We start from the raw sequence: 23,848 nt of genomic DNA on the forward strand, positions 1-23,848 counted from the left end.
GCAATGCGGCCACGGGCGAGGTGGCGTTCGCAATGCCGGTACACGGTCGCAGCGGCGCACGACGCGTCGTGTTGCGGCGAACGGTGGCGCCTGGCAGCACGCGCGTCCGCAGGCCCATCCCGCGCGATTCTGGTAAAACCGCCGGTACCGTACGCGTGTCGGACGCAACCAGGGAGCAGGCATGGACCACGATCAGTACAGCGGCGGTTGCCAGTGCGGGGCGGTGCGCTTCCGCGTGCGCGGCCGGCTCGACGACGCCTCGATCTGCCATTGCCGGATGTGCCAGAAGGCGTTCGGCGCCTACTACGCGCCGCTGGTGTCCACGCGCGGCGCGGAGCTGGTGTGGACGCGCGGGGCGCCGGCGCATTTCCAGTCCTCCAACCTGGTGCGGCGCGGTTTCTGCGCCGATTGCGGCACGCCGCTGACCTACGAGGCGCCGGACGGCATCGCGCTGGCCGCCGGCGCGTTCGACGACCCGGCGGCGTTGCCGCCGCGGATCCAGTACGGGCTGGAGGGCAAGCTGCCGTTCGTGGACGGCCTGCACCGCTTGCCGGCGATGCGCACCGAGGGCGATCTGGAGGCGGCGCCGTTCCTTGCGCAGCTGGTATCGCGCCAGCATCCGGACCACGACACCGAGCATTGGCCTGCCTGAGCCCCGGGGGGCGCTGGGCCATGCGGCGTCCTGTAAACGGCGCTCGGCCTGCATCGGGCCGCGCAGGACGCCTTCGCGCTCCGTTTCCGGGCGCGGGCCGCCTGGAGGCTGGCGCGGCCCAGCCTGCGCTTGCGGCGCCGGCAATGTGACGCGGGCGGCCGCAACGCCTACCATGCCCGCTTTCCTTCCTCGCAGTCCCCGTCTCATGAGCAAGCAGAACCAGTGGATCGTCGGCGTCAACGCCGTGGCCTCGTCGATCGAGAACGATGCCGACAACGTGCGCGAAGTGCTGGTGGAGGCGGGCAGCAAGAACCCGCGGCTGGTGGAGATCGAGGAGAACGCGCGGCGCAAGGGCATCGAGGTGCGGCGGGTCAACACCCAGGCATTGGACGGCGTCGGCGGGTCGGTGCGGCACCAGGGCGTGGCCGCGCGCTATGCGGCGGCGCGCACCTGGGGCGAGAACGAACTGGAAGGGCTGGTCGCCGCCGCCGAGGGCCGCGCGCTGCTGCTGGTGCTCGACGGCGTGCAGGATCCGCACAACCTCGGCGCCTGCCTGCGCAGCGCGGCGGCGGCCGGCGCCACCGCGGTGGTGATTCCGAAGGACAAGTCGGCGCCGGTCAACGCCACCGTGCGCAAGACCTCGGCCGGCGCCGCCGACCGCATCCCGATCGTGGCGGTGACCAACCTGGCGCGCTGCCTGCGCGAGCTGCAGAAGCAGGGCGTGTGGATCTACGGCCTGGTCGGCGAGGCCGAGACCTCGCTGTACGCGCAGGACCTGCGCGGCAACGTGGCGCTGGTGCTGGGCGGCGAATCCGACGGCCTGCGCCGGCTCACGCGCGAGCATTGCGACGGCCTGGTCAAGATCCCGATGCCCGGCGACATCGAAAGCCTCAACGTGTCGGTGGCGACCGGCGTGACCCTGTTCGAGGCGGTGCGGCAACGCATGGGGTGAATCGCGCGAGCGCGCAGCGGGCCGGATAGCCCGCCGAGCGATCGCGCCCGCGGCGACTGGGGGGGCGGCCAGCCCCGCGTCCGCCCTGCGTGCATGGCCCGGCGGCAATGGCGCGACGCTGGATGCGGCATGGCGCAGCCCGCGGCGCAGCGCGGTGTCACCCGCGCGGCCGGATTTTTGCCTACCATGTGCATTCTTCCCGTGTTCAGTTCCGGCAATGAGCCAGCATCGCCCCCGTCTCGCCGATCCTGGCCGGCCGTCGTGCCCGTGCCCCGGGGCGGGTCGCCCACCGTCGCGCAGGATCCGCCCGCCGCGCCGCGCTCGCGTCCGCCCGGCGCCGCGCCAGCGCCCGCAGCCGAACCTCTCGGCCTTTGCTTGCCCTTGCTTGCCCCGTGCGTGCGCAGCAACGTTGCGACCCGCCCGGGGGCCGACACGCCCTAGCGCGCGCCAGGTCGGATCCGCCCGGTGAGGGCGGCGGCGTCGTTGCACGCGGCGGCCGGCCGCCGCGCTGCGCATGCGTGGTTGCCGGTGCTGCTGGCGCTGCTCGGGTTGCTGTTCGGCGCAGGCACCGCCGCGGCGGACGACGCGCCCGCCGCCGGGCCGCCGCCGCTGCGCGACTACGCCGTGGACGCGTGGACCTCGCGCAACGGCCTGCCGCACAACTCGCTGCGCGACCTGGCGCAGACCGCGGACGGGCGCCTGTGGTTCGCGACCTGGGAAGGGCTGGTGCGCTACAACGGCCTGGACTTCGCGGTGATCGACCGCAGCACCCGTCCCGGCCTGCCCGACAACGGCGTCGGTTCGCTGTACGTGGGCCGCGACGGCGCGCTATGGCTCAGCGACTCGCGCGGCAACCTGGGCCGCTACGACCGCGCCGGCCGCTGGCGCTTCTGGGTGCAGCCGCCGGGCTGGCCGCGCGCGTTGATCCACGCCATGACCCAGGACCGCCATGGGCGGCTGTGGCTGCTGTTCGAAGGCAACGGGCTGGGCTGCCTGTGGCCGGACGGCCGCTTCGACTACCAGGCGCCGGCGCCGGACGTGCCGCTGGCGGCGAGCTTCCCGCACATCGCCGTCGACGACCGCGACCGGGTCTGGATCGGCAGCCTGGACGGCCTGCTGTACCGCGACGCGCAGGGCGCGCTGCGGCGCGCGCCGGCGGCGTTCGGGCTGCCGCCGGGGCTGGCCTGGCCGTACCGCGACGCGGACGGCACGTTGTGGCTGGTCGCCGGCGAGAACGTGTACCGGCTGCAGGGCGAGCGCGCGGTGCTGATGCATCGGCTGCCGGGCCACGGCCATTTCACCGCGATGCTGCGCGATCGCAACGGCGAGCTGTGGCTGGGCACCGAGAACCAGGGCCTGCTGCGCATTGGCCGCCATGGCGTCGAGCACATGGCGCCGGGCGAGGTGCTGCCCAACGGGCGCATCGTGAGCCTACTCGAGGACGCCGAAGGCAGCATCTGGATCGGCGCCAACGGCGGCCTGTTCCGGCTGCGCGAAACCCTGTTCACCAGCTACACGCGCCACGACGGACTCAGCGGCGACTACGTGCGCGCCTTGCTGGAGGCGCCCGACGGCGCGCTGTGGATCGGCAGCGCCGCCGGGCTCGACCGGATGGCGGCGGACGGCACGGTCGCGCCGGTGGGCTTGCGCAACGCCGACGGCAGCGCGCCGTCGGTGCTGAGCCTGGCGCGCGGCGCCGACGGCGACCTGTGGGTCGGCACCTATGCCGACGGTGTGTACCGGATGCGCCAGGGCCGCGTACTTCGCCACTACGGCCAGGGCGACGGCCTGCCCAGCGGCCACGTGCGCGCGATCAGCGTGGACCGCGCCGGCACGGTGTGGATCGGCACCCAGCGCGGGCTGGTGCGCATCGACGGCGAGCAGGCGCGCGCCGCCGACGTACCTGGCCTGCCGCAGGGCCTGATCACCGCGCTGGCCAGCATCGACGGCGCGCTGTGGATCGGCTCGGTCGAGGGCACCTCGGTGCTGCGCGACGGCCAGGTGCAGCGGCTGCCGCTGGAGCCGCTGGGCGGCGCGCGCAGCGTGTTCGGCTTCCAGGCGCTGGGCCGCGACATGTGGATCTCCACCGATCGCGGCCTGCACCGCTATCGCGACGGCCGCCTGGCGCGGGTCGGGCTGGAGCAGGGCATGCCGGTGGACACCGTGTTCCAGCTGGTCCGCGACCGCCTCGGCAACGTCTGGATCAGCAGCAACCGCGGCGTGCTGCGGACCAGCGCCGACGCGCTCGACGCGGTCGCCGACGGCCGCGCCGGCACGCTGCAGGTGACCCGCTACAACGAGATCGACGGCATGGCCAATGCGCAGGGCAACGGCAGCTCCGGCCCGTCGATGATCGTGCGCGGCGACGGCAGCGTGTGGCTGGTCACCGCCGGCGGCGTCAGCACGGTCGATCCGCGGCGGCTGCAGCGCTTCCGCGAGCGTCTGCCGCCGCCGGCGGCGATCGAGACCGTGCTGCTGGACGGGCGCCCGCTGGCCTGGCGCAGCCAGTCGCGCCTGCCCGGCGCCACCCGCATCGCGGTGTCCTACGTCGGGCTCAGCTACCTGTTGCCCGAGCGCATCCGCTACCGCACCCGGCTCGACGGCCTGGATGCGGAGTGGGTCGAACGCGGCCAGCAGCGCAGTGTCGAATTCGTCGGCCTGCCGCCGGGCGACTACATCCTGCACGTGGCCGCGGCGCATCCGGACGGCGCGTGGAGCACGCGCGAGGCGATATGGCGTTTCAGCGTGGCGCCGTTGTGGTGGCAGCGGCGCAGCGTGCAGGCCGGCGCGGCGCTGGCGCTGCTGCTCGGCATGGTGGCGCTGTACCGCTACCTGATCGGCCGCTACAAGCGCCGCAACCTGCGCCTGGAGCGGCTGGTCGAGCAGCGCACCGGCGACCTGCGCCTGCAGACCGAGCGGCTGCTGCAGGCCGATGCCGACAAGAACCGGCTGCTGGCCAAACTGCAGGACCAGGCCGACGCGTTCGAACGCCAGGCCCACGAGGACGCGCTGACCGCGCTGCCGAACCGCCGCCATTTCGACGAGGTGCTGGCCCGCGACGTGCGCCGCGCGCAGCGCAGCGGCACCCCGCTGTGCCTGCTGGTCATCGATATCGACCGTTTCAAGCAGATCAACGACGGCTATTCGCACGCTACCGGCGATGCGGTGCTGCGCGAGGTCGGGCGCCTGCTCGCCGAGGCCTGCCGCGGCTCCGACTTGGCGGCGCGGCTGGGCGGGGAGGAATTCGCGGTCGTGCTCAGCGACACCACGCTGGCCGACGCCGAGCGCATGGCCGCGCGGCTGCGCGAGCTGTTCCACGCGCGTCCGCAATGGGCCGACGGCCCGGCGCTGCGGGTGACCTTCAGCGCCGGGCTGGTGGCGCTGGGCGCGGAGGAAACGCCCAGCCAGCTGCTGCAGCGCGCGGACGTGGCGCTGTATCGGGCCAAGAGCGGCGGGCGGGACCGGGTCTGCGTGGGCTGAGTGCGGGTGCGGCGGTGCGGCGCCAAGCGCACGCGGCGGGACCTTCCGCGCATGCCGCGCGGCCGCGGTTGCGCATCTGCCGGAGCGATGGGGGCGCGCTCGGCCCGTTGCCAAGCGGGTGCGACGGGCGCGCGTGGTCAGGAGTCTTGCGCTTGCAGGAACTTGAACATGACGTGGGCATCCACCAGGCCCAGTTGCCGATGCCGGAAGGCCTTGGGCAGCGTACCGACGATGGCGAAGCCGAGCTTCCGGTACAGCGCCATGGTCGGGCGATTGGTGCTCACGACGTAGTTGAACTGCATGGCCATGAAACCATCGCGCTGCGCTTGGGCAAGGCTGTGCTCGACCAGCGCGCGGCCCACGCCCTTGCCTTGCGCGGACGGGTCCACGAGGTAGGTCGCGGTGGCGACATGCGCGCCCAGATCCGGGTAGTTGGCGCCAAGTTTGTACATGCCGAGCAGGCGCGCGCCGGCCACGGCCACATACGCGATGTGGGCGCCAAACCAGTGCGCGCGAAAGGTGTCGCAGTCCACGCCATCGGAAAAGGGCAGGGTGTCGCCAGGGGCGATGACGGACCGAAAGAGCGTCCACATCGCCTCAAGGTCGGCCGGTCCGGCTTGCCGAATCGTCGCCGTCGTGGGGAGGACGCTCGCCTGCACGCGCTTGGACCTGTTGCCCGGCGCGTGGTCAGGCCTGCTCGGCGGTGAGCGATCCCAGGCTGAAGCCGGACACGGCATTGATCTTGCCGCGCCACAGCACGCCGCGGTTGTTCGGCAACGGCTGGCCGCCCGGGGAGAAGTGGCGCGAATCGATCAAGTGGATGAATTGCGGAGGCGAGGCGGCTTGCCCGTCGTTCCCGGCGTCGTAGATCGAGGCATGGCTGGCGAAGGCCTGGCGGATGCTCTCCTTGCCTTCGGCGTCGCCGGGATAGGCGGTGGAGAACTCCTGCGCGAACGTCTCGAAGTATTTCCTGCCGCTGACCAGCACGCCCGACACGATGGCGCCTTCGACGAACAGGGTGACGCCGAACTGCACGTCGGAGGTGTTGACCACCGAGACCAGCTTCTGCAGGTACCAGTCGACACTCTGGCCGTCGAACGACAGCTTGATCGCTTCCGGGTTGGAGGGGGTTTCGTCTTGAGCGGTCATGCGATTCTCCTTGGTGGAAGGGCTGGCGCCTGAACCGCGCCGCGGAGCGGTGGCGGCCAGGCTGCGTCGCCAGGCGGCGAGCGGCCGCGCCGGTTGGATGGTGCGACGCGCTTCCCGGTACCGCCGCGCGAGTGTGCCACAGGAGGCGGGGCGGAACGCGTTGTCGCGCCGGAGGTGGGATGGCGGCGGCGCAGCGGCCCGGCATCCGGCCGCGCGAGGCGCTCAGCCGAGCTGCGGCGCCGGCCAGGCGTTGGCGATCTTGCAGAACAGCCGTGCGGTCTGCTCGGTGTCGTAGACCGCGCTGTGCGCGTCGGCGGCGTTCCAGTCGAAGCCGGCCGCCTGCACCGCGCGTGCCAGTACGGTCTGGCCGTAGGCGATGCCGGCCAGGGTCACCGTGTCGAATACGCTGAAGGGGTGGAACGGGTTGCGCTTGTGGCCGCAGCGGGCAACGGTGGCGTTGAGGAAATTCAGGTCGAAGTGCGCGTTGTGGCCGACCAGGATCGCGCGCTGGCAGCCGTATTTCTTCACCGCCGCGCGCACCGGCGCGAACACGTGGTCCAGCGCTTCGCGCTCGGGCTTGGCGAAGCGGAACGGGTGGTCGAGGATGATGCCGGTGACTTCCAGCGATTTCGGGTCGATGGCGGTGCCGGGCGCCGGCACCACGTGCGCGCTGGCGGTGGCGCCGGGATACAGCTGGCCGAAATCGTCCATCTCGATCGGCACCGCGGCGATCTCCAGCAGCGCATGCCGGTTCCAGTCGAAGCCGCCGGTCTCCACGTCCACCACCACCGGCAGGTAGCCGCGGAAACGCCGCGACATGGGAGTGATGGCAAGGGGCTGGGACGGGCTGTCGACGTGATCGTTCATGCGCTCAGGGTAGCAGAGCGCGGCCGAATGCCTGCCACGGAGGCGTGCGGCACGCGGCGCCTCGGCAACGTGGACGTAGGTCGCATCGCCACGCTGGCGGTGTCCGCCAAGCGGGTCCGCAGCCGCCGTTCGCATATGCCGCGCGGCGCCGGGCGCGCAACGAAAAGCCCCGCCGAAGCGGGGCCCTGTTGCGTTGGCGCCGGCGTCAGCGGCTGTTGGCGACGACGCTGGCGATGATGCCGGTGGCGACGGCGATCAGCACGTACTGGTCGTCGACCCGGCGCCACTCGTGGCCGCGCGGCGGCGCCCTCAGGCCGTGCTTGCGGTAGTCCGGCACGCGATCGCCGCGATGGCCGAGCGCGAGGCGTTCGCCGCGCTGGTGGTGGCGCCAGCCTTCGTGGCGGCCGTTGTCGTGGCGATCGTCATGGCGGTCGTCGCGACGATCGTCGCGATGGTCGTCGTGGCGCGCCTGCTGCGGGCCGCGGTCGTCGCGGTGGTCGTTGCGATCCTGGGGCCGATCGTGGTCGCGATCGTGGCTGTTCTGGCCGGCGGCGAAGGCGCCGCCGGAGGCCAGCAGCGACAGTGCGAGGACCGAACCGATGATGCGCTTCATGGTGTCTCCCGGGGGCGGTGGAGAACGGCTCCACGCGTGACCACACCGTACGCGCCGCTGCATGAACGCAATGAATTGCCAGGAGAATCAGCGCGTTGCGGGCGCCGATGCGGCGCCCGGGCGATTGCGCCGCCCGCCGCGGCGAAGCGCGCTCAGACGCCGGTGGTGGTGGTGGTGGTGGTGCTGGTCTCGTCGCGCTTGTCGCGCGGCGGCAGCGGCTGGTCGCCGTGCACCAGGAACCACACGTTCTCGGCGATGTTGGTGGCGTGGTCGCCGATCCGCTCCAGGTTCTTGGCCATGAACAGCAGATGCGTGCACGGGGTGATGTTGCGCGGATCTTCCATCATGTAGGTCAGCAGTTCGCGGAACAGCGCGGTGTACTGCGCGTCCAGCAGCGCATCGCCCTGGCGCACCCGCAGCGCGGCGTCGGCATCGCCGCTCTGGTAGGCGGTCAGGGCTTCGCGCACCTGCTGCGCGGCCAGCGTGCCGAGCTGGCGCAGGCCCAGCGTCTGCGGCATCGGCGGCGAGGTGTTCAGCGCGATCGAGCGCTTGGCCACGTTCGCGGCGTAGTCGCCGATGCGCTCGATGTCGGCCGGGATGCGCAGGCCGGCCAGGATCTCGCGCAGGTCGCGCGCCATCGGCCCGCGCAGCGCCAGGCGCATCACGTCGTGGCTGATGGATTGCTCGAGCGCGTCGATCGCCTCGTCGTTGACGACGATGCGCAGCGCGGCGTTGTCGTCGCGGCGTTCGACCACGTCCAGCGCCGCTTCCAGCTGCGCCACCGCGGTCTCGCCCATGCGCACGATCTCGGCAACGAGGCGGTGCTGTTCTTCGTCGTAGCTCTTCACGATGTGCTCGTTGGGGATGTTCATAGGCTGCCGGGAATGGGAAATGGGAATGGGAAGGGCGCAGCGGCGCGTGGAGGAGGGGCCGCGAACGGGGGCGTTGCCGCGATGCCCCCATTCCCGATGCCCGATCCCCGGCGCGTCAGCCGAAACGGCCGGTGATGTAGTCTTCGGTCTGCTGCTTGCTGGGCTGCGAGAAGATGATCTCGGTGCGGTCGTGCTCGATCAGGTCGCCCAGGTACATGAAGGCCGTGTAGTCCGAGACGCGCGCGGCCTGCTGCATGTTGTGGGTGACGATGACGATGGTGTAGTCGGTCTTCAGCTCTTCGACCAGTTGCTCGATGCGGCTAGTGGAAATCGGGTCCAGCGCCGAGGTCGGCTCGTCGAGCAGCAGCACGTCCGGGCGCAGGGCCACCGCGCGGGCGATGCACAGGCGCTGCTGCTGGCCGCCGGACAGGCCCAGCGCGCTCTGCCCGAGCTTGTCCTTGACCTCGTCCCACAGCGCGCCCTGGCGCAGCGCCTGCTCGACGCGGTCGTTCATGTCCGCCTTGGACAGCTTCTCGTGGTGGCGGATGCCGTAGGCGACGTTCTCGAAGATGGTCATCGGGAACGGCACCGGCTTCTGGAACACCATGCCGACCTTGCTGCGCAGGCGGTTCATCGGGTACTTCGGCGACAGGATGTTCTCGCCGTCCAGCAGCACCTCGCCGCGCGCCTCCAGCTTCGGATACAGCGCGTAGATGCGGTTGAAGATGCGCAGCAGGGTGGACTTGCCGCAGCCGGACGGGCCGATCAGCGCGGTGACGCGCTTTTCCGGCACCTCGATGTTGATGCCCTTCAGCGCGTGGTACTTGTCGTAGTAGAAGTCCAGGCCGCGCGCGGCCACCTTGACCGGCGATGGCGCCAGCGCGGTGTGCCCGGTGGGCATGGCGATGCGGTGCATCGGTGCGGCGTTGTGCTGATCGTTCATGGCCGGTTCCATAGGGGAATCAATCGTTGGATGTCTTGTAGCGGCTCAGCAGGGCGCGCGCGCCCAGGCTGACCAGCAGCACGAACACGGTGAGCACCAGCGCGCCGGACCAGGCCAGCTGCTGCCAGGTCGGGTAGGGGCTGCCGGCGAAGGAGTTCATCACCACCGGCACGCTCGCCATCGGCTGCATGATGTTGTTGTTCCAGTACTGGTTGCCGAAGGCGGTGAACAGCAGCGGCGCGGTCTCGCCGCTGATGCGCGCCAGCGCCAGCAGCACGCCGGTGACGATGCCGGCCGAGGCGCTGCGGTACAGCACCTGGATGGTCACCTTCCACTGCGGGATGCCCAGCGACAGCGCCGCTTCGCGCATCTGCGAAGGCACCAGGCGCAGCATCTCGTCGGTGGTGCGCACCACCACCGGCAGCACGATGAAGGCCAGCGACAGCGCGCCGGCCATCGCCGAGAAGCGCCCGCCGGTCTGCATCACGTACAGCGTGTACACGAACAGGCCGAGCACGATCGACGGCGCCGACAGCAGGATGTCGTTGACGAAGCGCACCACCTGGCCGGTCTTGCGCGCGTTGCCGTATTCGGCCAGCCAGGTGCCGGCGGCCACGCCCAGCGGGGTGCCGATCAGCAGCGCCAGGCCGCACATCACCGCGCTGCCGAAGAACGCGTTGGCCAGGCCGCCATCCTCGCCCGGCGGCGGGGTCATGCGGGTGAACAGGTCGACGTCGATGCCGGCGATGCCCTTGGCCAGCAGCGTCCACAGGATCCAGCCCAGGAACACCAGCCCGAACAGCGCGGTGAGGCAGGACAGCAGCAGCGCGAAGACGTTGACCACGCGGCGGCGGTTGTACAGGCGGTCTGCGATGTCGGCGGCCATTTAGTTGCCCTCCCGGCGCGACAGTTGCTGCAGCATCAGGCGGGCGATCGCCAGCACGATGAAGGTCACGATGAACAGTACGAAGCCCAGCAGCAGCAGCGCCGAACGGTAGGTCTCGGTGGCCTCGCCGAAGTCGTTGGCGATCAGCGCGGCGATGGTGGTGCCCGGCTCCAGCAGCGACGGCGACAGCCGCACCGTGTTGCCGACCACGAACGCCACCGCCATGGTCTCGCCGAGCGCGCGGCCCAGGCCCAGGAAGATGCCGCCGATCACCGCCGAGCGGGTGTAGGGCAGCACGATGTCCCAGCTCACTTCCCACTTGGTCGAGCCCAGCGCGTAGGCCGATTCCTTCAGCCGCGTCGGCACGGTCAGGAACACCTCGCGCATCACCGAGGAGATGAACGGGATCACCATGATCGCCAGCACGAAGCCGGCGGTGAGCAGGCCGATGCCCAGCGGCGGGCCCTGGAACATCGGGCCGATCACCGGCAGCGTGCCGACGTGGTCGTTGAGCCACGGCGTGCCGTATTCGGTCATCACCGGCACCAGCACGAACAGGCCCCACATGCCGTAGATGATCGACGGGATGCCGGCCAGCAGTTCGATGGCGGTGCCGATCGGGCCGCGCAGCCAGCGCGGCGACACTTCGGTGAGGAAGAAGGCGATGCCGTAGCTCACCGGCACCGCGATCAGCATCGCGATCAGCGCCGTGACCAGGGTGCCGTAGATCGGCGCCAGCGCGCCGTACTTGTTCTCGACCGGGTTCCATTCGCTGGAGTAGAAGAAGCTCAGGCCCTGCATCTGCAGGGCATGGCGGCCGCCCCACAGCATCGACAGCGCCGCGCTGGCCAGGGCGATGAGGACGAATACGACGGTGGCGGTGAGCGTCCAGCGGAACAGTCGGTCGGCACGGGCGTCGCGCAGGTCGCGTCCGCGGGGCGCCGTTATCGCTTCGGGAATGACAGTGGCGTTCATGGGCTCGATGTTTGCCGGACCGCGCAGGGGCGCGGTCCGATCGTGGCCGCGGCGGGGGTGGCCGCGCGCGGTGGGTGGCTGCGTCGCTCCCGCGCAGGCGGGAACCCGAAAGTCCGGATTACGTGGTGCCGATGCGGCGGCCGGCGGTGCTTGCGGCGCACCGCCGGTCGCTGGATACCTGCGCGGCGCGCCATGCGTGCCGCGTTGCCGCCGCCGGCAAGGGCGGCGGCGGTGCGCTTACTTGAACTCCTTGGCCCAGTACGCCTCGATCTGCTGCACCAGCTCCGGCGGCAGCGGCACGTAGTGCAGGTCGTTGGCCTGCGGCTGGCCCTTCTCGAACGCCCACTTGAAGAACTCCAGGGTCGCCTTGTTGCGCGCCGGATCCTTGGCCTGCTTGTGCATCAGCATGAAGTTGGTGGCGGTGATCGGCCACGCCTGCGCGCCGGCGGCGTTGGTGATGACCAGGTTGAAATCCTGGGCGTTGGCCCAGTCGGCCGAGGCGGCGGCCGCGGCGAAGCTCTCGGCGTTGGGCTGCACCCAGTTGCCGGCGGCGTTCTGCAGCGAGGCGTACGGCATCTTGTTCTGCAGCGCGTAGGCCAGTTCGACGTAGCCGATCGAGCCCTTGATCTGCTGCACGTACGAGGCCACGCCCTCGTTGCCCTTGCCGCCGACGCCGCCCGGCCACTGCACGGAGGTGCCTTCGCCGACCTTGCTCTTCCAGTCCGCGCTGACCTTGGACAGGTAGTTGGTGAAGTTGAAGCTGGTGCCCGAGCCGTCGGAGCGGTGCACCAGGTTGATCTTGGTGTCGGGCAGGGCGGTGCCGGCATTGAGCGCGACGATCGCCGGATCGTTCCACTTGGTGATCTTGCCCAGGAAGATGTCCGCCAGCACCGTGCCGGTCAGCTTCAGCTTGCCCGCTTCCATGCCGTCCAGGTTGACCACCGGCACCACGCCGCCGATCGCCGAGGGGAACTGGCCGAGGCCGGCGGCGGCCAGCTCGGCGCTGTCCAGCGGCTTGTCGGAGGAACCGAAATCGACCGTGCCGGCCTTGATCTGGGCGATGCCGCCGCCGGAGCCGATCGACTGGTAGTTGATCTTGTTGCCGGTGGCGGTGTGGTAGTCGGCCGACCACTTGGACACCAGCGGATAGATGAACGACGCGCCGGCGCCGGAGATCTCCGCGGCGGTCTTGGCGCCGTCGGCCGGCGCGGCCGCGGGTGCGCCACCCGCCGCATCGGCGGCACCCTGCGGCTTGTCGCCATTGCCCGGCTGGCAGGCCGTGACGGCGAAAGCGAGGGCCAGGGACAGGACGGCAAAGCGTGCCGGCTGCAGTTTCATGGGGGTCACTCCGTAGCGAAGAGGGCCGGACGATCCGGCGGATGCACGCTATGAAATGATGTTTTTGTTACAGCCTCATGACGCGGCCACCCGCATGTGAAATTGATCAAGAAAAACAGCCGCTTGCTCCCTTCTCCCGCCGGCAGAGGGGCCGCAGGTGAGGGGACGGGGCGACGCGATGTGCGACCGGCGCCACCGTTTCGCCATGGCGCTCGTGCCGCAGCCGGAGTGCGTTCTCGCGCGCACCCTCATTTGCCTGCAGGCACCATCCCTGAGAAGGGGGCACGGTCCCGACGCGGGGCCGCGACAAAAAACGCGGGCCCCGTGAGGGGCCCGCGTCCGGGTAGCGATCGACGGAGAGAGAGCCGATCAGTACTTCAGGTTGGCGCTCCAGTAGGCGTCGATCTGCTTGACCAGCGCATCCGGCAGCGGCACGTAGTCCAGCTGCTTGGCCTGCGCGTCGCCATTGGCGTACACCCACTTGAAGAAGTCCTTGGTGGCCTTGGCGCTGGTCGGGTTCTTCGGCTGCTTGTGGACCAGGATGAAGTTGGTCGCGGTGATCGGCCAGGAGGCCTCGCCCGGGGCGTTGGTCATCACCAGGTAGAAATCCTTGGCGCTGGCCCAGTCGGCGCTGGCGGCCGCGGCGGCGAAGCTCTCGTCGCTGGGCTGCACGATCTTGCCGGCGGCGTTCTTCATCGCGGTGTAGGACATCTTGTTTTGCAGCGCATACGACAGCTCGACGTAGCCGATGCCGCCCTTGATCTGCTTGACGTAGGCGGCCACGCCTTCGTTGCCCTTGCCGCCGATGCCGACCGGCCACTGCACCGCGGTGCCTTCGCCGACCTTGCTCTTCCAGTCCGGGTTGACCTTGGACAGGTAGTTGGTGAAGTTGAAGCTGGTGCCCGAACCGTCGGAGCGGTGGACCACGGTGATCTTGCCGTCGGGCAGCTGCACGCCCGGGTTGAGGGCCACGATCGCCGGGTCGTTCCAGGTCTTGACCTTGCCCAGGAAGATGTCGGCCAGGGTCTTGCCGTCAAGCTTCAGCGCGCCCGGGGCGATGCCCTGCACGTTGACCACCGGCACCACGCCGCCGATCACCGACGGGAACTGGGCCAGGCCCGACGCGGCCAGGTCGTCCGGCTTGAGCGGCGCATCGGAGGAACCGAAGTCGACCGTCGCGGCCTTGATCTGGGCGATACCGCCGCCGGAACCGATCGACTGGTAATTCACCTTCTTGCCGGTGGCGGTGTTGTAGTCGGCCGACCACTTGGACATGACCGGGTAGATGAACGAGGCGCCGGCGCCGGTGACATCGGCGGCGTTGGCGGCGAACACGAACGACGCGGCGACGGCGGCAGCCAGGACGCGGGATTTGAGCGAGAAGATCACGGAGGAAGCTCCTGAAGGGTGGTATGCGGGACACCGCACGCGGCCATTACATAACCGTTGGATGACAGCCGCGAGGCTGTTACATGACGGAAACATGACGCTGCGGCGGGCATGTGCGAGCGCAGGGCGCGGCAGTCGCGCCCTGCGCCGGCTGGAGCGATTACCAGTAGAACTGCGCGCGCGCTTCGAGGATGTTCGGCTTGTCGCTGACGTTGCCGCGGGCGGCGCTGCTGTACTTGCTGCTGTCGACCATCACGTAGTTCAGCGCGAACTTGAAGTTGGAGTGCCAGTACCAGTTGGCGCCGACCGTCCAGGTGTTCATCTTGCCGCCGAGCACGCCGTCGACCAGCGGTGCGCCGACCGGACGCGCGACCAGATCGCCGTCGTTGAGGTCGATGCTGTCGTAGCGCACGCCCAGCTGCCACATGCCGCCGGCCGGATCGTTCGGCAGCGGGGTGGTCGGCACGCCGGCCTTGTAGCCCCAGGTCTCGCCGGTGATGTTCCACACGCCGCTCAGGTACCAGCCGTCGGTGCTGTAGTTGTCGCTGGCGCCGTAGCGCTCGACCTTGGCGTTGTAGTACTCGCCCTGGGCCTTGAACGGGCCGGTGACCCACATCGCTTCGCCGCCGATCACGCCGATGCGGTCGGTGTTGGTCAGGTTGCCGCTGTCGACCAGGCGCACGCCGGACAGGTCGGCGTTCGGACGCGCGCGCAGGCGCAGCGTGTCGGCGTCGGTGTCGTAGTTCACGTAGCTCAGGCCGAAGTGCAGGATGTTGCCCGCTTCGTTGATCGGCGCGAAGGTGCCGCGCGCGCCGTAGCCGCTGCCGTGCGCCAGGTTGCGGCTCAGCTCGCGGCCGAACACGCTGCCGACCACGCTCCAGTTGCTGTCGCCGAAGCCGACCGCGCCGCCGAGACGGCGTGCCACCGCGTAGGTGTTGGTGACCGAGGACTTGGAGATGAAGTCGTTGTTCTTGGTGCTGGACAGTTCTTCCAGGCTGTTGGGCTGCTTGTACTGGCCGACCTGCAGGAAGTTGTTGGCGTTGCCGCCGAACTTGTACTTGATGTTGGTGTCCAGGAACTTGCCGGTGCTGCGCACGGTGGTGCCGTTGTTGGACGACTCGCGCAGGACGCTGGCGTCGTAGCCCAGCACCCACTCGAAGTTGCCCGGGCCCTTGCCCTTGGCGACCAGCTCGGCGCGGCGGATGCCGAAATCGGTGTTCTTGCCGTTGTTGCCGGTGGTGCCGTTGAGGTCCTGGACGTCGTTGTCGTACCAGCTGCCGTCGGCCTGGACCAGGCCTTCGAAGGAGATTTCCGAGCCGCCGATCACGTCGATGGCGATCTCGGCGTGAGCGGCAGGCGCGAACACCGCGGTGAGCACGGCGGCCGAGAGGAGGGTGCGAGACAGTTTCATGGGTTGCCTGGGCGGTGGAAGATGCGCGCAGGCTAATATGTGAAGATTGCGTAAATGTGACACTTAACGTACACCGGGCATGCACACCCGTGCTCGCCGCCGCGTCTTCTGCGCCATTGAACGCGCGGCATGTTGCGATCCGATGGCGCGCAGATGAAATGCGGCCGGGCGCGTCATCCCAGGATGGACGTCACAAAGCGCGGCATCGTCTCGCCATCGCGCCACCGATTGGCGCTTTTGTGCGCTGCACCACTTGTCGGCTTCCGGCACGGTGGTTAGCGTGAAGGCATGAACCTGCATGCCTGCAATCGGATGCCGACATTCGCCGCGCTGTTGCTGGTCGCGTTGTTCGCGCTGTTCCCGGCGCAACGCTCGGCGCTGCCGGCATTGCCCGCGGCAGGCCAGGCCGAAACGGTGCAATCGCCTGCGGACGATGCGCAGATCGAAACGCGCAGCAGTGCCGAACAGGTCGCCTACGACGACACGCCGGTTCTGCCAATGGCGCCGTGCTGGCCGGCGCGTGTCGTGCCACGCTGGCCCGAGCCGGCGCCGCGGCATGGCGCCGGCACCCGTCCGCAACCGCGCTTGCGACCTCCCAGCGCCTGAGCCGCCGGATCGGGCGCCGCCCGGCCCATCGCCGCGGCGGTCTCGATCGTCCACGCCGTGCCGCGCAACGTGCCGTCGCCGGCAGCGCTCGCGCGGCGTGCAGTCCTCCTTCCGTTCTCCGTTCTGCGGCGCCCGCCGCGGCGACGCCTGCCCCTTGTCCCGAGGTCTCCCCCATGCAAAGCCTGCTCGATGGTTTCCGCCACTTCCGCAAGGAGGTCTATCCGCGCCAGCGCGGCCTGTTCCGGCAACTGGCCGGCGGCCAGACCCCGCACACGCTGTTCATCACCTGCGCCGATTCGCGGGTGATGCCGGAACTGATGTTCGCCGCGCAGCCCGGCGAGCTGTTCGTCTACCGCAACATCGGCAACGTGGTGCCGCCGTACTCGCAGCACGTCAGCGGCGTGGTCGCGGCGATCGAGTACGCGGTGGCGGTGCTGCAGGTCAAGCACATCGTGGTCTGCGGCCATACCGACTGCGGCGCGATGAAGGCGGTGCTCAACCCCGATTCGCTGCGCGACGTGCCCAACGTCGCGGCCTGGCTCAAGCACACCGACAGCGCGCGCCATGTCGCCGCCCAGCACGGCCACGCCGCGCACGGCGCGGACGCGCTGCACTGCCTGACCGAGGAGAACGTCGTCGCGCAACTGGACCACCTGCGCACGCAGCCGGTGGTGGCGGCGCGGCTGGCGCGCGGCGCGCTGCGCCTGCACGGCTGGATCTACGACATCGCCCATGGCGAGATCCGCGCCTTCGACGCCGAGCAGGGCCGCTTCGTGCCGCTGCTGCCGGAAGAGGGCCGGCGTCCTCCCGAAGCCACCCCGCGACCGCGCCTGGCGCCGGTGCCGCGCGACGTCGCGATCTGAAGGAGCCACGCATGCGAACCATGACAGAACCTTCTTTCGCCGGGGCGTCCGCGCGCGCCGGCTACCTGCGCAACGGCCTGTTCGGCCGCGACCTGCTGGCCTCGGTGGTGGTGTTCCTGGTCGCGCTGCCGCTGTGCATGGGCATCGCGATCGCCTCGGGCATGCCGCCGGCGGCCGGGCTGATCACCGGCATCGTCGGCGGCCTGGTGGTCGGATCGATCGCCGGCTCGCCGCTGCAGGTCAGCGGCCCGGCGGCCGGCCTGGCGGTGCTGGTGTTCGAACTGGTGCGCGAGCACGGCGTGGCCGCGCTGGGGCCAGTGATCCTGCTGGCCGGCGCGATCCAGCTGGTGGCCGGGTTGTGCCGGGCCGGGGTGTGGTTCCGCATGACCTCGCCGGCGGTGGTCGCCGGCATGCTGTCGGGCATCGGCATCCTGATCGTCGCCTCGCAGGCGCACGTGCTGATGGATGCGGCGCCGAAGGCGCGCGGCCTGGAGAACTTCGCCGTGCTGCCGGCGGCGCTGTGGCGGGCGCTGGAGCAGGGCGTGGGCCGTGCCGCGCTGCTGGTCGGGCTCGGCACCATCGCGATCATGCTGGCCTGGGAGCGGCTGCGCCCGCAGCGGCTGCGCTTCGTGCCCGGCGCGCTGCTGGCGGTGGTGGCGGTGACCGCACTGGTGCAGCTGCAGGGCGTGGACGTGCGCAAGGTCGACGTGCCGGCCAACCTGTTCTCGGCGATCCGGATCCCGACCCCGGCGCAGATGCTCGGCGTGTTCGACGCCACACTGCTGCTGTCGGCCTTCACCTTCGCCTTCATCGCCAGCGCCGAAACCCTGTTGTCGGCGGCGGCGGTGGACCGCATGCACCAGGGGCCGCGCACTCACTACGACCGCGAACTGGCCGCGCAGGGCGTGGGCAACATGCTGTGCGGCTTCCTCGGCGCGTTGCCGATGACCGGGGTGATCGTGCGCAGCGCGGCCAACGTGCAGGCCGGCGCCGCCACGCGCGTGTCGACCATGCTGCATGCCGGCTGGCTGCTGCTGTTCGCGCTGCTGCTGCCGTGGCTGCTGCGGATGACGCCGGTGGCGTGCCTGGCCGGCATCCTGGTGTACACCGGGTTGAAGATGGTCAAGCTCGGGCAGGTGCGCGAGCTGGCCGCCTACGGCCGCGGCACCGCCGCGATCTACCTGGCCACCACCTTCGCCATCGTCGCCACCGACCTGCTCACCGGCGTGCTGATCGGCTTCGCGCTGTCGCTGCTGCGGCTGGCGCTGCAGCAATCGCGGTTGAAGGTGGGCGTGCATGCGCATGAGGACGCCGGCGGCGCCGCGGCGGGCGCCGGCAAGCTGCGCCTGTCGCTGGAAGGTTCGGCCACCTTCCTGCGCGTGCCGACGATGGCGCGCACCCTGGAACGGCTGCCGCCCAACACCGAGCTGCATCTGGACGTGGCGCGATTGCACCACGTCGACCACGCCTGCCTGGAACTGCTGCGCGACTGGAGCCGCAACGCCGCCGCCCGCGGCTGCGCGCTGGTGGTGGACTGGAAGGAACTGCACCGGCGCGTGGAAGGGCAGCGCGCGGCATAGAGTGTGTGGCGCGGTGCATCAGCCAGTCACCGCAGACCCTGTAGGAGGAGCGGCTTCAGCCGCGACGAGCGAAGTGGTGAAGTTCCCGGCTTCGGAAACGGTCGGGGCTGAAGCCCCTCCTACAGTGCACCCAGCCAGCGATCGGGAAGGCCTGTGTAGGAGCGACTTCAGTCGCGACGAGCGAAGCGATGGATTCGGCGGCTTCCGTCAGCGTCGGGACTGAAGTCCCTCCCACAGTGCTCCATGAGTCGATCGCGCGCCTTGATGCTTTGTAGGAGCGGCTTCAGCCGCGACGAGCGAAGTGGTGAAGCTCCCGGCTTCGGAAACCGTCGGGGCTGAAGCCCCTCCTATAGCGCACCCAGCGCCGATGCGGAAGGCCGGTGTAGGAGCGACTTCAGTCGCGACGAACGAAGCGATGGATTCGGCGGCTTCGGTCAGCGTCGGGACTGAAGCCCCTCCCACAGTGCTCCATGAGTCGATCGCGCACCTTGATGCTTTGTAGGAGCGGCTTCAGCCGCGACGAGCGAAGTGGTGAAGCTCCCGGCTTCGGAAACGGTCGGGGCTGAAGCCCCTCCTACAGTGCACCCAGCCGCCGATGCGGAAGGCCGGTGTGGGAGCGACTTCAGTCGCGACGAGCGAAGCGATGAGCGTCCTGGCTCCGGAAGCTGTCTCGGCCGAAAACCCGCACGGCGCAGCAAACGGCGCTGGCCTTCGCCGCGCCACCCCTCACCCCGGCGTCTTGTCCGCGTACCGGCACAGGTCGCGGATCACGCAGCGCGGACAGTCCGGCTTGCGCGCCTTGCATACGTAGCGGCCGTGCAGGATCAGCCAGTGGTGCGCGTCGTGCATGAATTGCGCCGGCACCCGCTTGAGCAGGCCGTCCTCGACCGCGCGCACGTCCTTGCCCGGCGCCAGGCCGGTGCGGTTGGCGACGCGGAAGATGTGCGTGTCCACGGCGATGGTCGGCTCGCCGAAGGCGGTGTTGAGCACCACGTTGGCGGTCTTGCGCCCGACCCCGGGCAGGGCCTCGAGCGCGGCGCGGTCGCGCGGCACCTCGCCGGCGTACTGCTCGACCAGGATGCGGCAGGTGGCGATGACGTTCTTGGCCTTGGCGTTGAACAGGCCGATGGTGGAGATGTAGCGCTTGAGCCCGTCCTCGCCCAGCGCCAGGATCGCCGCCGGCGTGTTCGCCACCGGGTACAGGCGGCGCGTGGCCTTGTTGACGCCGACGTCGGTGGCCTGCGCCGACAGGATCACCGCGATCAGCAGTTCGAACGGGGTGCTGTACTCCAGTTCGGTGGTCGGGGTGGGGTTGAGTTCGGACAGGCGCGAGAACAGTTCGTGGATCTCGGCCTTGCTCAACGTGCGCCCGCGCCGCGGCGCGACGGCGGCGAGCGCGCTCATTGCGGCCCCCGCGCGGCCGCCTTGGCCTTGGCCCGCGCCAGGATCGCCGCGGCCGCCGGCGGCAGCGACGGCGCCGTGGCGGCCACGGCGGCCGGCGGCGTGCGGCGGGCGTCGCGCGCGGCGGCGCGGCGTGCCAGGCGCGCCTGGCGCGCGCGATAGCGCTCGCGCGCGGCCCATGCGTCGCGCAGGCGATGTTGCGCCGCCAGCAGCTGCGCGCGCAACTGCGGATGCGCCGGGTCGAGCCGGTCGTCGGCGGCATCGCCGACGTAGTCCATCAGGCCGCCGTCGATCGCCGCGTCCAGATCGTCGTCGAGCACCCAGCGCAGCAATTGCAGCGGCGCCGCAGGGGAGGGCGGAACAGGCATCGGTGCGCGCGGCTCAGCGATTGCGGAACAGCGGCGCGCGCCGCTCCAGGAACGCGCGGGTGCCTTCGCGCATGTCCTCGCTGGAGAACAGCAGGCCGAACTGCGCGGTCTCGTATTCCAGGCCCTGCTCGATCGCCGATTCGCCGCCGACCTGGATCGCGTCGAGGATGCCGCGCAACGCCAGCGGCGCGGCGCCGGCCAGTTGCCGCGCCAGCTGCAGCGTCGCCTCGCGCAGTTCGGCGGCCGCCACCACGCGGTTGACCAGGCCCAGGTGCAGCGCGCGCGCCGCGTCGATCGGCGCGCCGAGCAGGCACAGCTCCAGCGCCGCGGCGCGGCCGACCAGCCGCGGCAGGCGCTGGGTGCCGCCGAAGCCGGGGATCAGGCCGAGATTGATCTCCGGCTGGCCGAAGCGGGCGCTGTCGGCAGCCACGCGCAGGTGGCAGGCCATGGCCAGTTCCAGCCCGCCGCCGAGCGCGAAGCCGTTGACCATCGCCAGCACCGGCTTGGGCATGCGTTCGATCCGGCGCATCAGGCGCTGCCCCAGTTGCGAGAAATCGCGGCCCTGAACCGGTGTGAGTTCGTTCATTTCGGCGATGTCGGCGCCGGCCACGAAGGCCTTTTCGCCGGCGCCGGTCAGCACCACCACGCGGATCGCGGGGTCGGCCTCGGCCTGCGCGAAGGCCGTGTCCAGGTCCTGCAATGTGTGGCGATTCAACGCGTTGAGCTTGTCCACGCGGTTCACGGTGACGATGCGGATCGCATCCTGGGTAGCGGTGTCGACCGGCACGCCGGACATGGCCATTCCTGAGATGTAAAAAAATGGTGAAGGGAACTCCGGGCGCGCCGGCCGTGTCAGACCTGCGTCCCGTCGGTAGCGGTTATGCGCCGCGGCGGCTATCCTAACGCGTCATCTCAGGCGGCACAGGCCGTCCTGTGCCACCACCCTGGAGAATTGTTTGATGAAGTTGCGTTCTATTGCGGTCGCCGTGGCGGCCCTAGCCCTGAGCGGCAATGCGTTCGCCCAGGACACCTCGTCCGAGAAGGGCAAGCTGAGCTATTACTTCGGTTACGACTACGGCAACAACCTTGCCGAACTGTCCGGCCGCGGCGAGCAGCTCGATATCAACGCGGTGGTGAAGGGCCTGCAGGATGCCTACGCCAAGAAGCAGCCGGCGGTCGCCGCCGACCAGTTGAAGCCGGCCGTCGAAGCGTTCCAGAAGCGCGAGCAGGCCCGTGCCCAGCAGGCCAAGGCCGACTACGAGAAGGCCGCTGCCGAGAACAAGACCAAGAGCGATCAGTTCATCGCGCAGAACAAGGCCAAGGCCGGCGTGCAGACGCTGCCCAGCGGCGTGCAGTACCGCGTGATCGAAGCCGGCAAGGGCGCCAAGCCGACCCAGGCCAGCACCGTGCAGCTGGAAGTGGCCGGTCCGTATCCGTTCGGCCAGCGCCCGGCGCAGGCGCGTCCGGCGCAGCAGATCCCGTCGATCAAGGTCAGCGAAGTCGAGATGCAGGCCATGCGCGACACGCTGCTGCAGATGCCGGCCGGTTCCAAGTGGGAAGTGACCCTGCCGCCGGACAAGGCCTACGGCGCCGACCCGCGCACGCCGTTCCCGCCGAACGTGGCGGTGCAGTTCGAGATCAAGCTGATCAGCGTCAAGTAAGCGCGCTGCCCAGTGCATGACCAATGCGCCGGCGGCAACGCCGGCGCATTTTTTTGTGGCGAGCAAAGTGCCGCCGCCGGCAAATCGCGCTAGGCTGACCAGGTGTCGAATCCGATGGATCCCGTCCCCCATGCGTTGCTCTCGCCCTGCATCGGCATCTGCGCGCTCGACGCGCAGGGCTACTGCGCGGGCTGCCTGCGCAGCGGCGAGGAGATCGCGCGCTGGCGCGGCATGAGCGACGCCGAGCGCCAGCGCTACATGCAGGAGGTGCTGCCGGCGCGCGGCTGGTCGCCATCGCCCGGCCAGCGCCTGGCCGAACGCACGCGGCTGCTGCGCGCACTGCATCCGCTGCAGCGGCCGCCGGCAGGTCCTGGCTGGAACCATCACGAACTGCACGATCTGCTGCCCGACGGTACGCCGGCCGAGGCGGCGGTGCTGGTCGGGCTATTGCCGCGGGCCGACGGTACCCACGTCCTGCTGACCCGGCGCACCGACGGCCTGCGCCACCATGGCGGCCAGGTCAGTTTTCCCGGCGGCCGCATCGAAGCCGGCGATGCCGATGCGGTGGCGGCGGCGATCCGCGAGAGCGAGGAGGAGATCGCCCTGTCCGCGGCGCAGGTCGAACCGCTGGGCTATCTGGATCCGTTCGTGACCATCAGCGGTTTCCGGGTGATGCCGGTGGTGGCGGCGATCGATCCGGCGTTCGTGCCGCAGCCGCATCCGGGCGAAGTGGCGGACGTGTTCGAAGTTCCGCTGGCCTACCTGATGGCGCCGGAGAACCTGCGCAGCATCGAGACCGACTACCGCGGGCGGCCGCGCGCCGTGCTGGAATACGGCTGGCCGGGGCAGCGGATCTGGGGCGCGACCGCGGCGATCCTGCTCAACCTGCGCCGACGACTGGAGCACACCGCATGAGCGAACGCAGCGCATTTCCCGACTGGCAGCACCTGGTCGACGCGCCGGCGCTGGCCGCCGCGCTCGGCCACCCCCATCTGCGCATCGTGGATGCGCGTTTCGCCGCGGCCGCGCTGGCCGATCCGCAGGCCGCGCAGCTCGCGCGCCAGGCCTATGCGCAGTCGCACCTGCCCGGTGCGGTGTACGCCGATCTCAACACGGACCTGTCCGACCTCGGCCGCCCCGGCCTGGGCCGGCACCCGCTGCCGGCGGCCGAGGCGTTCGCGCAGACGCTGGGGCGCTGGGGCATCGCCCCGCACACCCAGGTGGTGGTCTACGACGCCGGCGACGGCAGCATGGCCGCGGCGCGGCTGTGGTGGATGCTGGGCCTGCTCGGGCATCGCCGTGTCGCCGTGCTCGACGGCGGCCTGGCCGAATGGCGCCGGCTCGGCCTGCCGGAAACCGACGCCGCCGCGGCGCCGTCGCCGCAGCCGCCGTATCCGGGACGGTTCGACACCCGCCGCATCGCCGATGCCGAGGAAGTCGCCGCGCGCCTGCACGAGGCGCCGGGCTGGTTGCTGGATGCGCGCGCCGGCGAGCGCTTCCGCGGCGAGGTCGAGCCGATCGATCCGGTCGCCGGGCACGTGCCCGGCGCGATCAACCGCCCGCTGGGCCAGAACCTGCGCGACGGGCGCCTGCGTCCGCCGCAGGAACTGCGCGCGGAGCTGGAACCGCTGCTGCACGGGCGCGATCCGCGCGAGGTGGTGCTGATGTGCGGGTCGGGCGTGACCGCCTGCCATCTGCTGCTGGCGCTGGAACACGCCGGCCTGCACGGCGCGCGCGTCTATGCCGGGTCGTGGAGCGGCTGGATCGCCGATCCGGCGCGGCCGCGCGCCAGCGGCTAGGCCCGGGCCAGGCGTGCCGCGCGGCGCGAGGACACACACGGTG

Annotated in this window: 23 protein-coding genes; 9 read left to right on the forward strand and 14 right to left on the reverse strand. The window is 70.4% G+C overall.

Going from position 1 to position 23,848, the window contains the following annotated elements:
• The first annotated feature begins 181 nt into the window (after nt 1-181).
• From OCJ37_RS07565 to OCJ37_RS07575, 3 genes are all read left to right on the forward strand, one after another.
• Nucleotides 182-652: a GFA family protein gene (locus OCJ37_RS07565; protein WP_263113052.1), complete on the forward strand. Its 471-nt coding sequence runs from the start codon at nt 182-184 to the stop codon at nt 650-652.
• A 205-nt stretch (nt 653-857) separates the two neighbouring features.
• On the forward strand, nt 858-1,604 hold the full coding sequence (gene rlmB, locus OCJ37_RS07570) for a 23S rRNA (guanosine(2251)-2'-O)-methyltransferase RlmB (protein ID WP_263113053.1): 747 nt from the start codon (nt 858-860) through the stop codon (nt 1,602-1,604).
• Nucleotides 1,605-2,153: 549 nt separating this feature from the next.
• Nucleotides 2,154-5,084, forward strand: a complete 2,931-nt coding sequence (locus OCJ37_RS07575; protein WP_263113617.1) for a ligand-binding sensor domain-containing diguanylate cyclase — start codon at nt 2,154-2,156, stop codon at nt 5,082-5,084.
• 137 nt (nt 5,085-5,221) lie between these two features.
• Here OCJ37_RS07575 and OCJ37_RS07580 read toward each other — a convergent pair whose 3' ends face one another.
• The 11 genes from OCJ37_RS07580 to OCJ37_RS07630 form a co-directional block, all read right to left on the reverse strand.
• A complete protein-coding gene (locus tag OCJ37_RS07580) occupies nt 5,222-5,677 on the reverse strand; it encodes a GNAT family N-acetyltransferase (protein ID WP_317633228.1) in 456 nt (151 codons plus the stop codon).
• Nucleotides 5,678-5,771: 94 nt separating this feature from the next.
• Nucleotides 5,772-6,233, reverse strand: coding sequence for a gas vesicle accessory protein GvpU (gvpU, locus tag OCJ37_RS07585; RefSeq protein WP_263113055.1), 462 nt, complete (start codon nt 6,231-6,233; stop codon nt 5,772-5,774).
• 222 nt (nt 6,234-6,455) lie between these two features.
• A complete protein-coding gene (rnt, locus tag OCJ37_RS07590) occupies nt 6,456-7,100 on the reverse strand; it encodes a ribonuclease T (protein WP_263113056.1) in 645 nt (214 codons plus the stop codon).
• Nucleotides 7,101-7,305: 205 nt separating this feature from the next.
• Nucleotides 7,306-7,713, reverse strand: a complete 408-nt coding sequence (locus tag OCJ37_RS07595) for an RcnB family protein (RefSeq protein ID WP_263113057.1) — start codon at nt 7,711-7,713, stop codon at nt 7,306-7,308.
• A 152-nt stretch (nt 7,714-7,865) separates the two neighbouring features.
• Nucleotides 7,866-8,585 carry a phosphate signaling complex protein PhoU gene (phoU, locus tag OCJ37_RS07600; RefSeq protein ID WP_263113058.1) on the reverse strand — a complete coding sequence of 240 codons (720 nt, stop codon included), beginning with the start codon at nt 8,583-8,585 and terminating at the stop codon, nt 7,866-7,868.
• Between the two features lie 115 nt (nt 8,586-8,700).
• Nucleotides 8,701-9,528, reverse strand: a complete 828-nt coding sequence (gene pstB / locus OCJ37_RS07605; protein ID WP_263113059.1) for a phosphate ABC transporter ATP-binding protein PstB — start codon at nt 9,526-9,528, stop codon at nt 8,701-8,703.
• 19 nt (nt 9,529-9,547) lie between these two features.
• Nucleotides 9,548-10,414, reverse strand: a complete 867-nt coding sequence (gene pstA / locus OCJ37_RS07610; protein ID WP_263113060.1) for a phosphate ABC transporter permease PstA — start codon at nt 10,412-10,414, stop codon at nt 9,548-9,550.
• Nucleotides 10,415-11,389 (reverse strand): phosphate ABC transporter permease subunit PstC, encoded by a 975-nt coding sequence (gene pstC, locus OCJ37_RS07615; protein ID WP_263113061.1) that lies wholly within the window; start codon nt 11,387-11,389, stop codon nt 10,415-10,417.
• A gap of 237 nt (nt 11,390-11,626) precedes the next feature.
• The gene (gene pstS / locus OCJ37_RS07620; RefSeq protein WP_263113062.1) at nt 11,627-12,727 is read right to left on the reverse strand and encodes a phosphate ABC transporter substrate-binding protein PstS; all 1,101 of its coding nucleotides are present in this window, start codon (nt 12,725-12,727) and stop codon (nt 11,627-11,629) included.
• 369 nt (nt 12,728-13,096) lie between these two features.
• The gene (gene pstS / locus OCJ37_RS07625; RefSeq protein WP_263113063.1) at nt 13,097-14,116 is read right to left on the reverse strand and encodes a phosphate ABC transporter substrate-binding protein PstS; all 1,020 of its coding nucleotides are present in this window, start codon (nt 14,114-14,116) and stop codon (nt 13,097-13,099) included.
• Between the two features lie 160 nt (nt 14,117-14,276).
• Nucleotides 14,277-15,527: an OprO/OprP family phosphate-selective porin gene (locus OCJ37_RS07630; RefSeq protein ID WP_263113064.1), complete on the reverse strand. Its 1,251-nt coding sequence runs from the start codon at nt 15,525-15,527 to the stop codon at nt 14,277-14,279.
• Nucleotides 15,528-15,839: 312 nt separating this feature from the next.
• Between OCJ37_RS07630 and OCJ37_RS07635 the strand changes: the two genes are divergently transcribed.
• The 3 genes from OCJ37_RS07635 to OCJ37_RS07645 all read left to right on the forward strand — a co-directional run bounded on the left by OCJ37_RS07635 (nt 15,840) and on the right by OCJ37_RS07645 (nt 18,576).
• Complete coding sequence (locus OCJ37_RS07635) at nt 15,840-16,133, forward strand: hypothetical protein (RefSeq protein ID WP_263113065.1); 294 nt, start codon at nt 15,840-15,842, stop codon at nt 16,131-16,133.
• Between the two features lie 173 nt (nt 16,134-16,306).
• Nucleotides 16,307-16,996 carry a carbonic anhydrase gene (locus OCJ37_RS07640; protein WP_263113066.1) on the forward strand — a complete coding sequence of 230 codons (690 nt, stop codon included), beginning with the start codon at nt 16,307-16,309 and terminating at the stop codon, nt 16,994-16,996.
• Between the two features lie 11 nt (nt 16,997-17,007).
• Entirely contained in the window at nt 17,008-18,576 is a 1,569-nt protein-coding gene (locus OCJ37_RS07645; RefSeq protein ID WP_263113067.1) for a SulP family inorganic anion transporter, read from the forward strand.
• Between the two features lie 726 nt (nt 18,577-19,302).
• On the opposite strand, the gene nth is transcribed toward OCJ37_RS07645, so the two are convergent.
• From nth to OCJ37_RS07660, 3 genes are read right to left on the reverse strand one after another with little or no spacing between them, the layout of a single operon-like run.
• Nucleotides 19,303-19,980, reverse strand: coding sequence for an endonuclease III (gene nth, locus OCJ37_RS07650; protein WP_263113068.1), 678 nt, complete (start codon nt 19,978-19,980; stop codon nt 19,303-19,305).
• Nucleotides 19,977-20,345, reverse strand: coding sequence for a hypothetical protein (locus tag OCJ37_RS07655; RefSeq protein ID WP_263113069.1), 369 nt, complete (start codon nt 20,343-20,345; stop codon nt 19,977-19,979). Before OCJ37_RS07655 ends, nth begins: the two co-directional genes overlap by 4 nt.
• 13 nt (nt 20,346-20,358) lie before the next feature.
• Nucleotides 20,359-21,141, reverse strand: a complete 783-nt coding sequence (locus tag OCJ37_RS07660) for an enoyl-CoA hydratase-related protein (RefSeq protein ID WP_263113070.1) — start codon at nt 21,139-21,141, stop codon at nt 20,359-20,361.
• Nucleotides 21,142-21,304: 163 nt separating this feature from the next.
• Here OCJ37_RS07660 and OCJ37_RS07665 point away from each other — a divergent pair, with 163 nt between their 5' ends.
• The 3 genes from OCJ37_RS07665 (at nt 21,305) to OCJ37_RS07675 (ending at nt 23,805) form a co-directional block, all read left to right on the forward strand.
• On the forward strand, nt 21,305-22,006 hold the full coding sequence (locus OCJ37_RS07665) for an FKBP-type peptidyl-prolyl cis-trans isomerase (protein WP_145707454.1): 702 nt from the start codon (nt 21,305-21,307) through the stop codon (nt 22,004-22,006).
• A 114-nt stretch (nt 22,007-22,120) separates the two neighbouring features.
• A complete protein-coding gene (locus OCJ37_RS07670; RefSeq protein WP_263113071.1) occupies nt 22,121-22,921 on the forward strand; it encodes an NUDIX hydrolase in 801 nt (266 codons plus the stop codon).
• Nucleotides 22,918-23,805 carry a sulfurtransferase gene (locus OCJ37_RS07675; protein WP_263113072.1) on the forward strand — a complete coding sequence of 296 codons (888 nt, stop codon included), beginning with the start codon at nt 22,918-22,920 and terminating at the stop codon, nt 23,803-23,805. The genes OCJ37_RS07670 and OCJ37_RS07675 overlap by 4 nt, the downstream gene beginning before the upstream one ends.
• Nucleotides 23,806-23,848 lie beyond the last annotated feature (43 nt).

The organism is Xanthomonas sp. AM6, assembly GCF_025665335.1.
In the GTDB taxonomy this organism is placed as follows: domain Bacteria; phylum Pseudomonadota; class Gammaproteobacteria; order Xanthomonadales; family Xanthomonadaceae; genus Xanthomonas_A.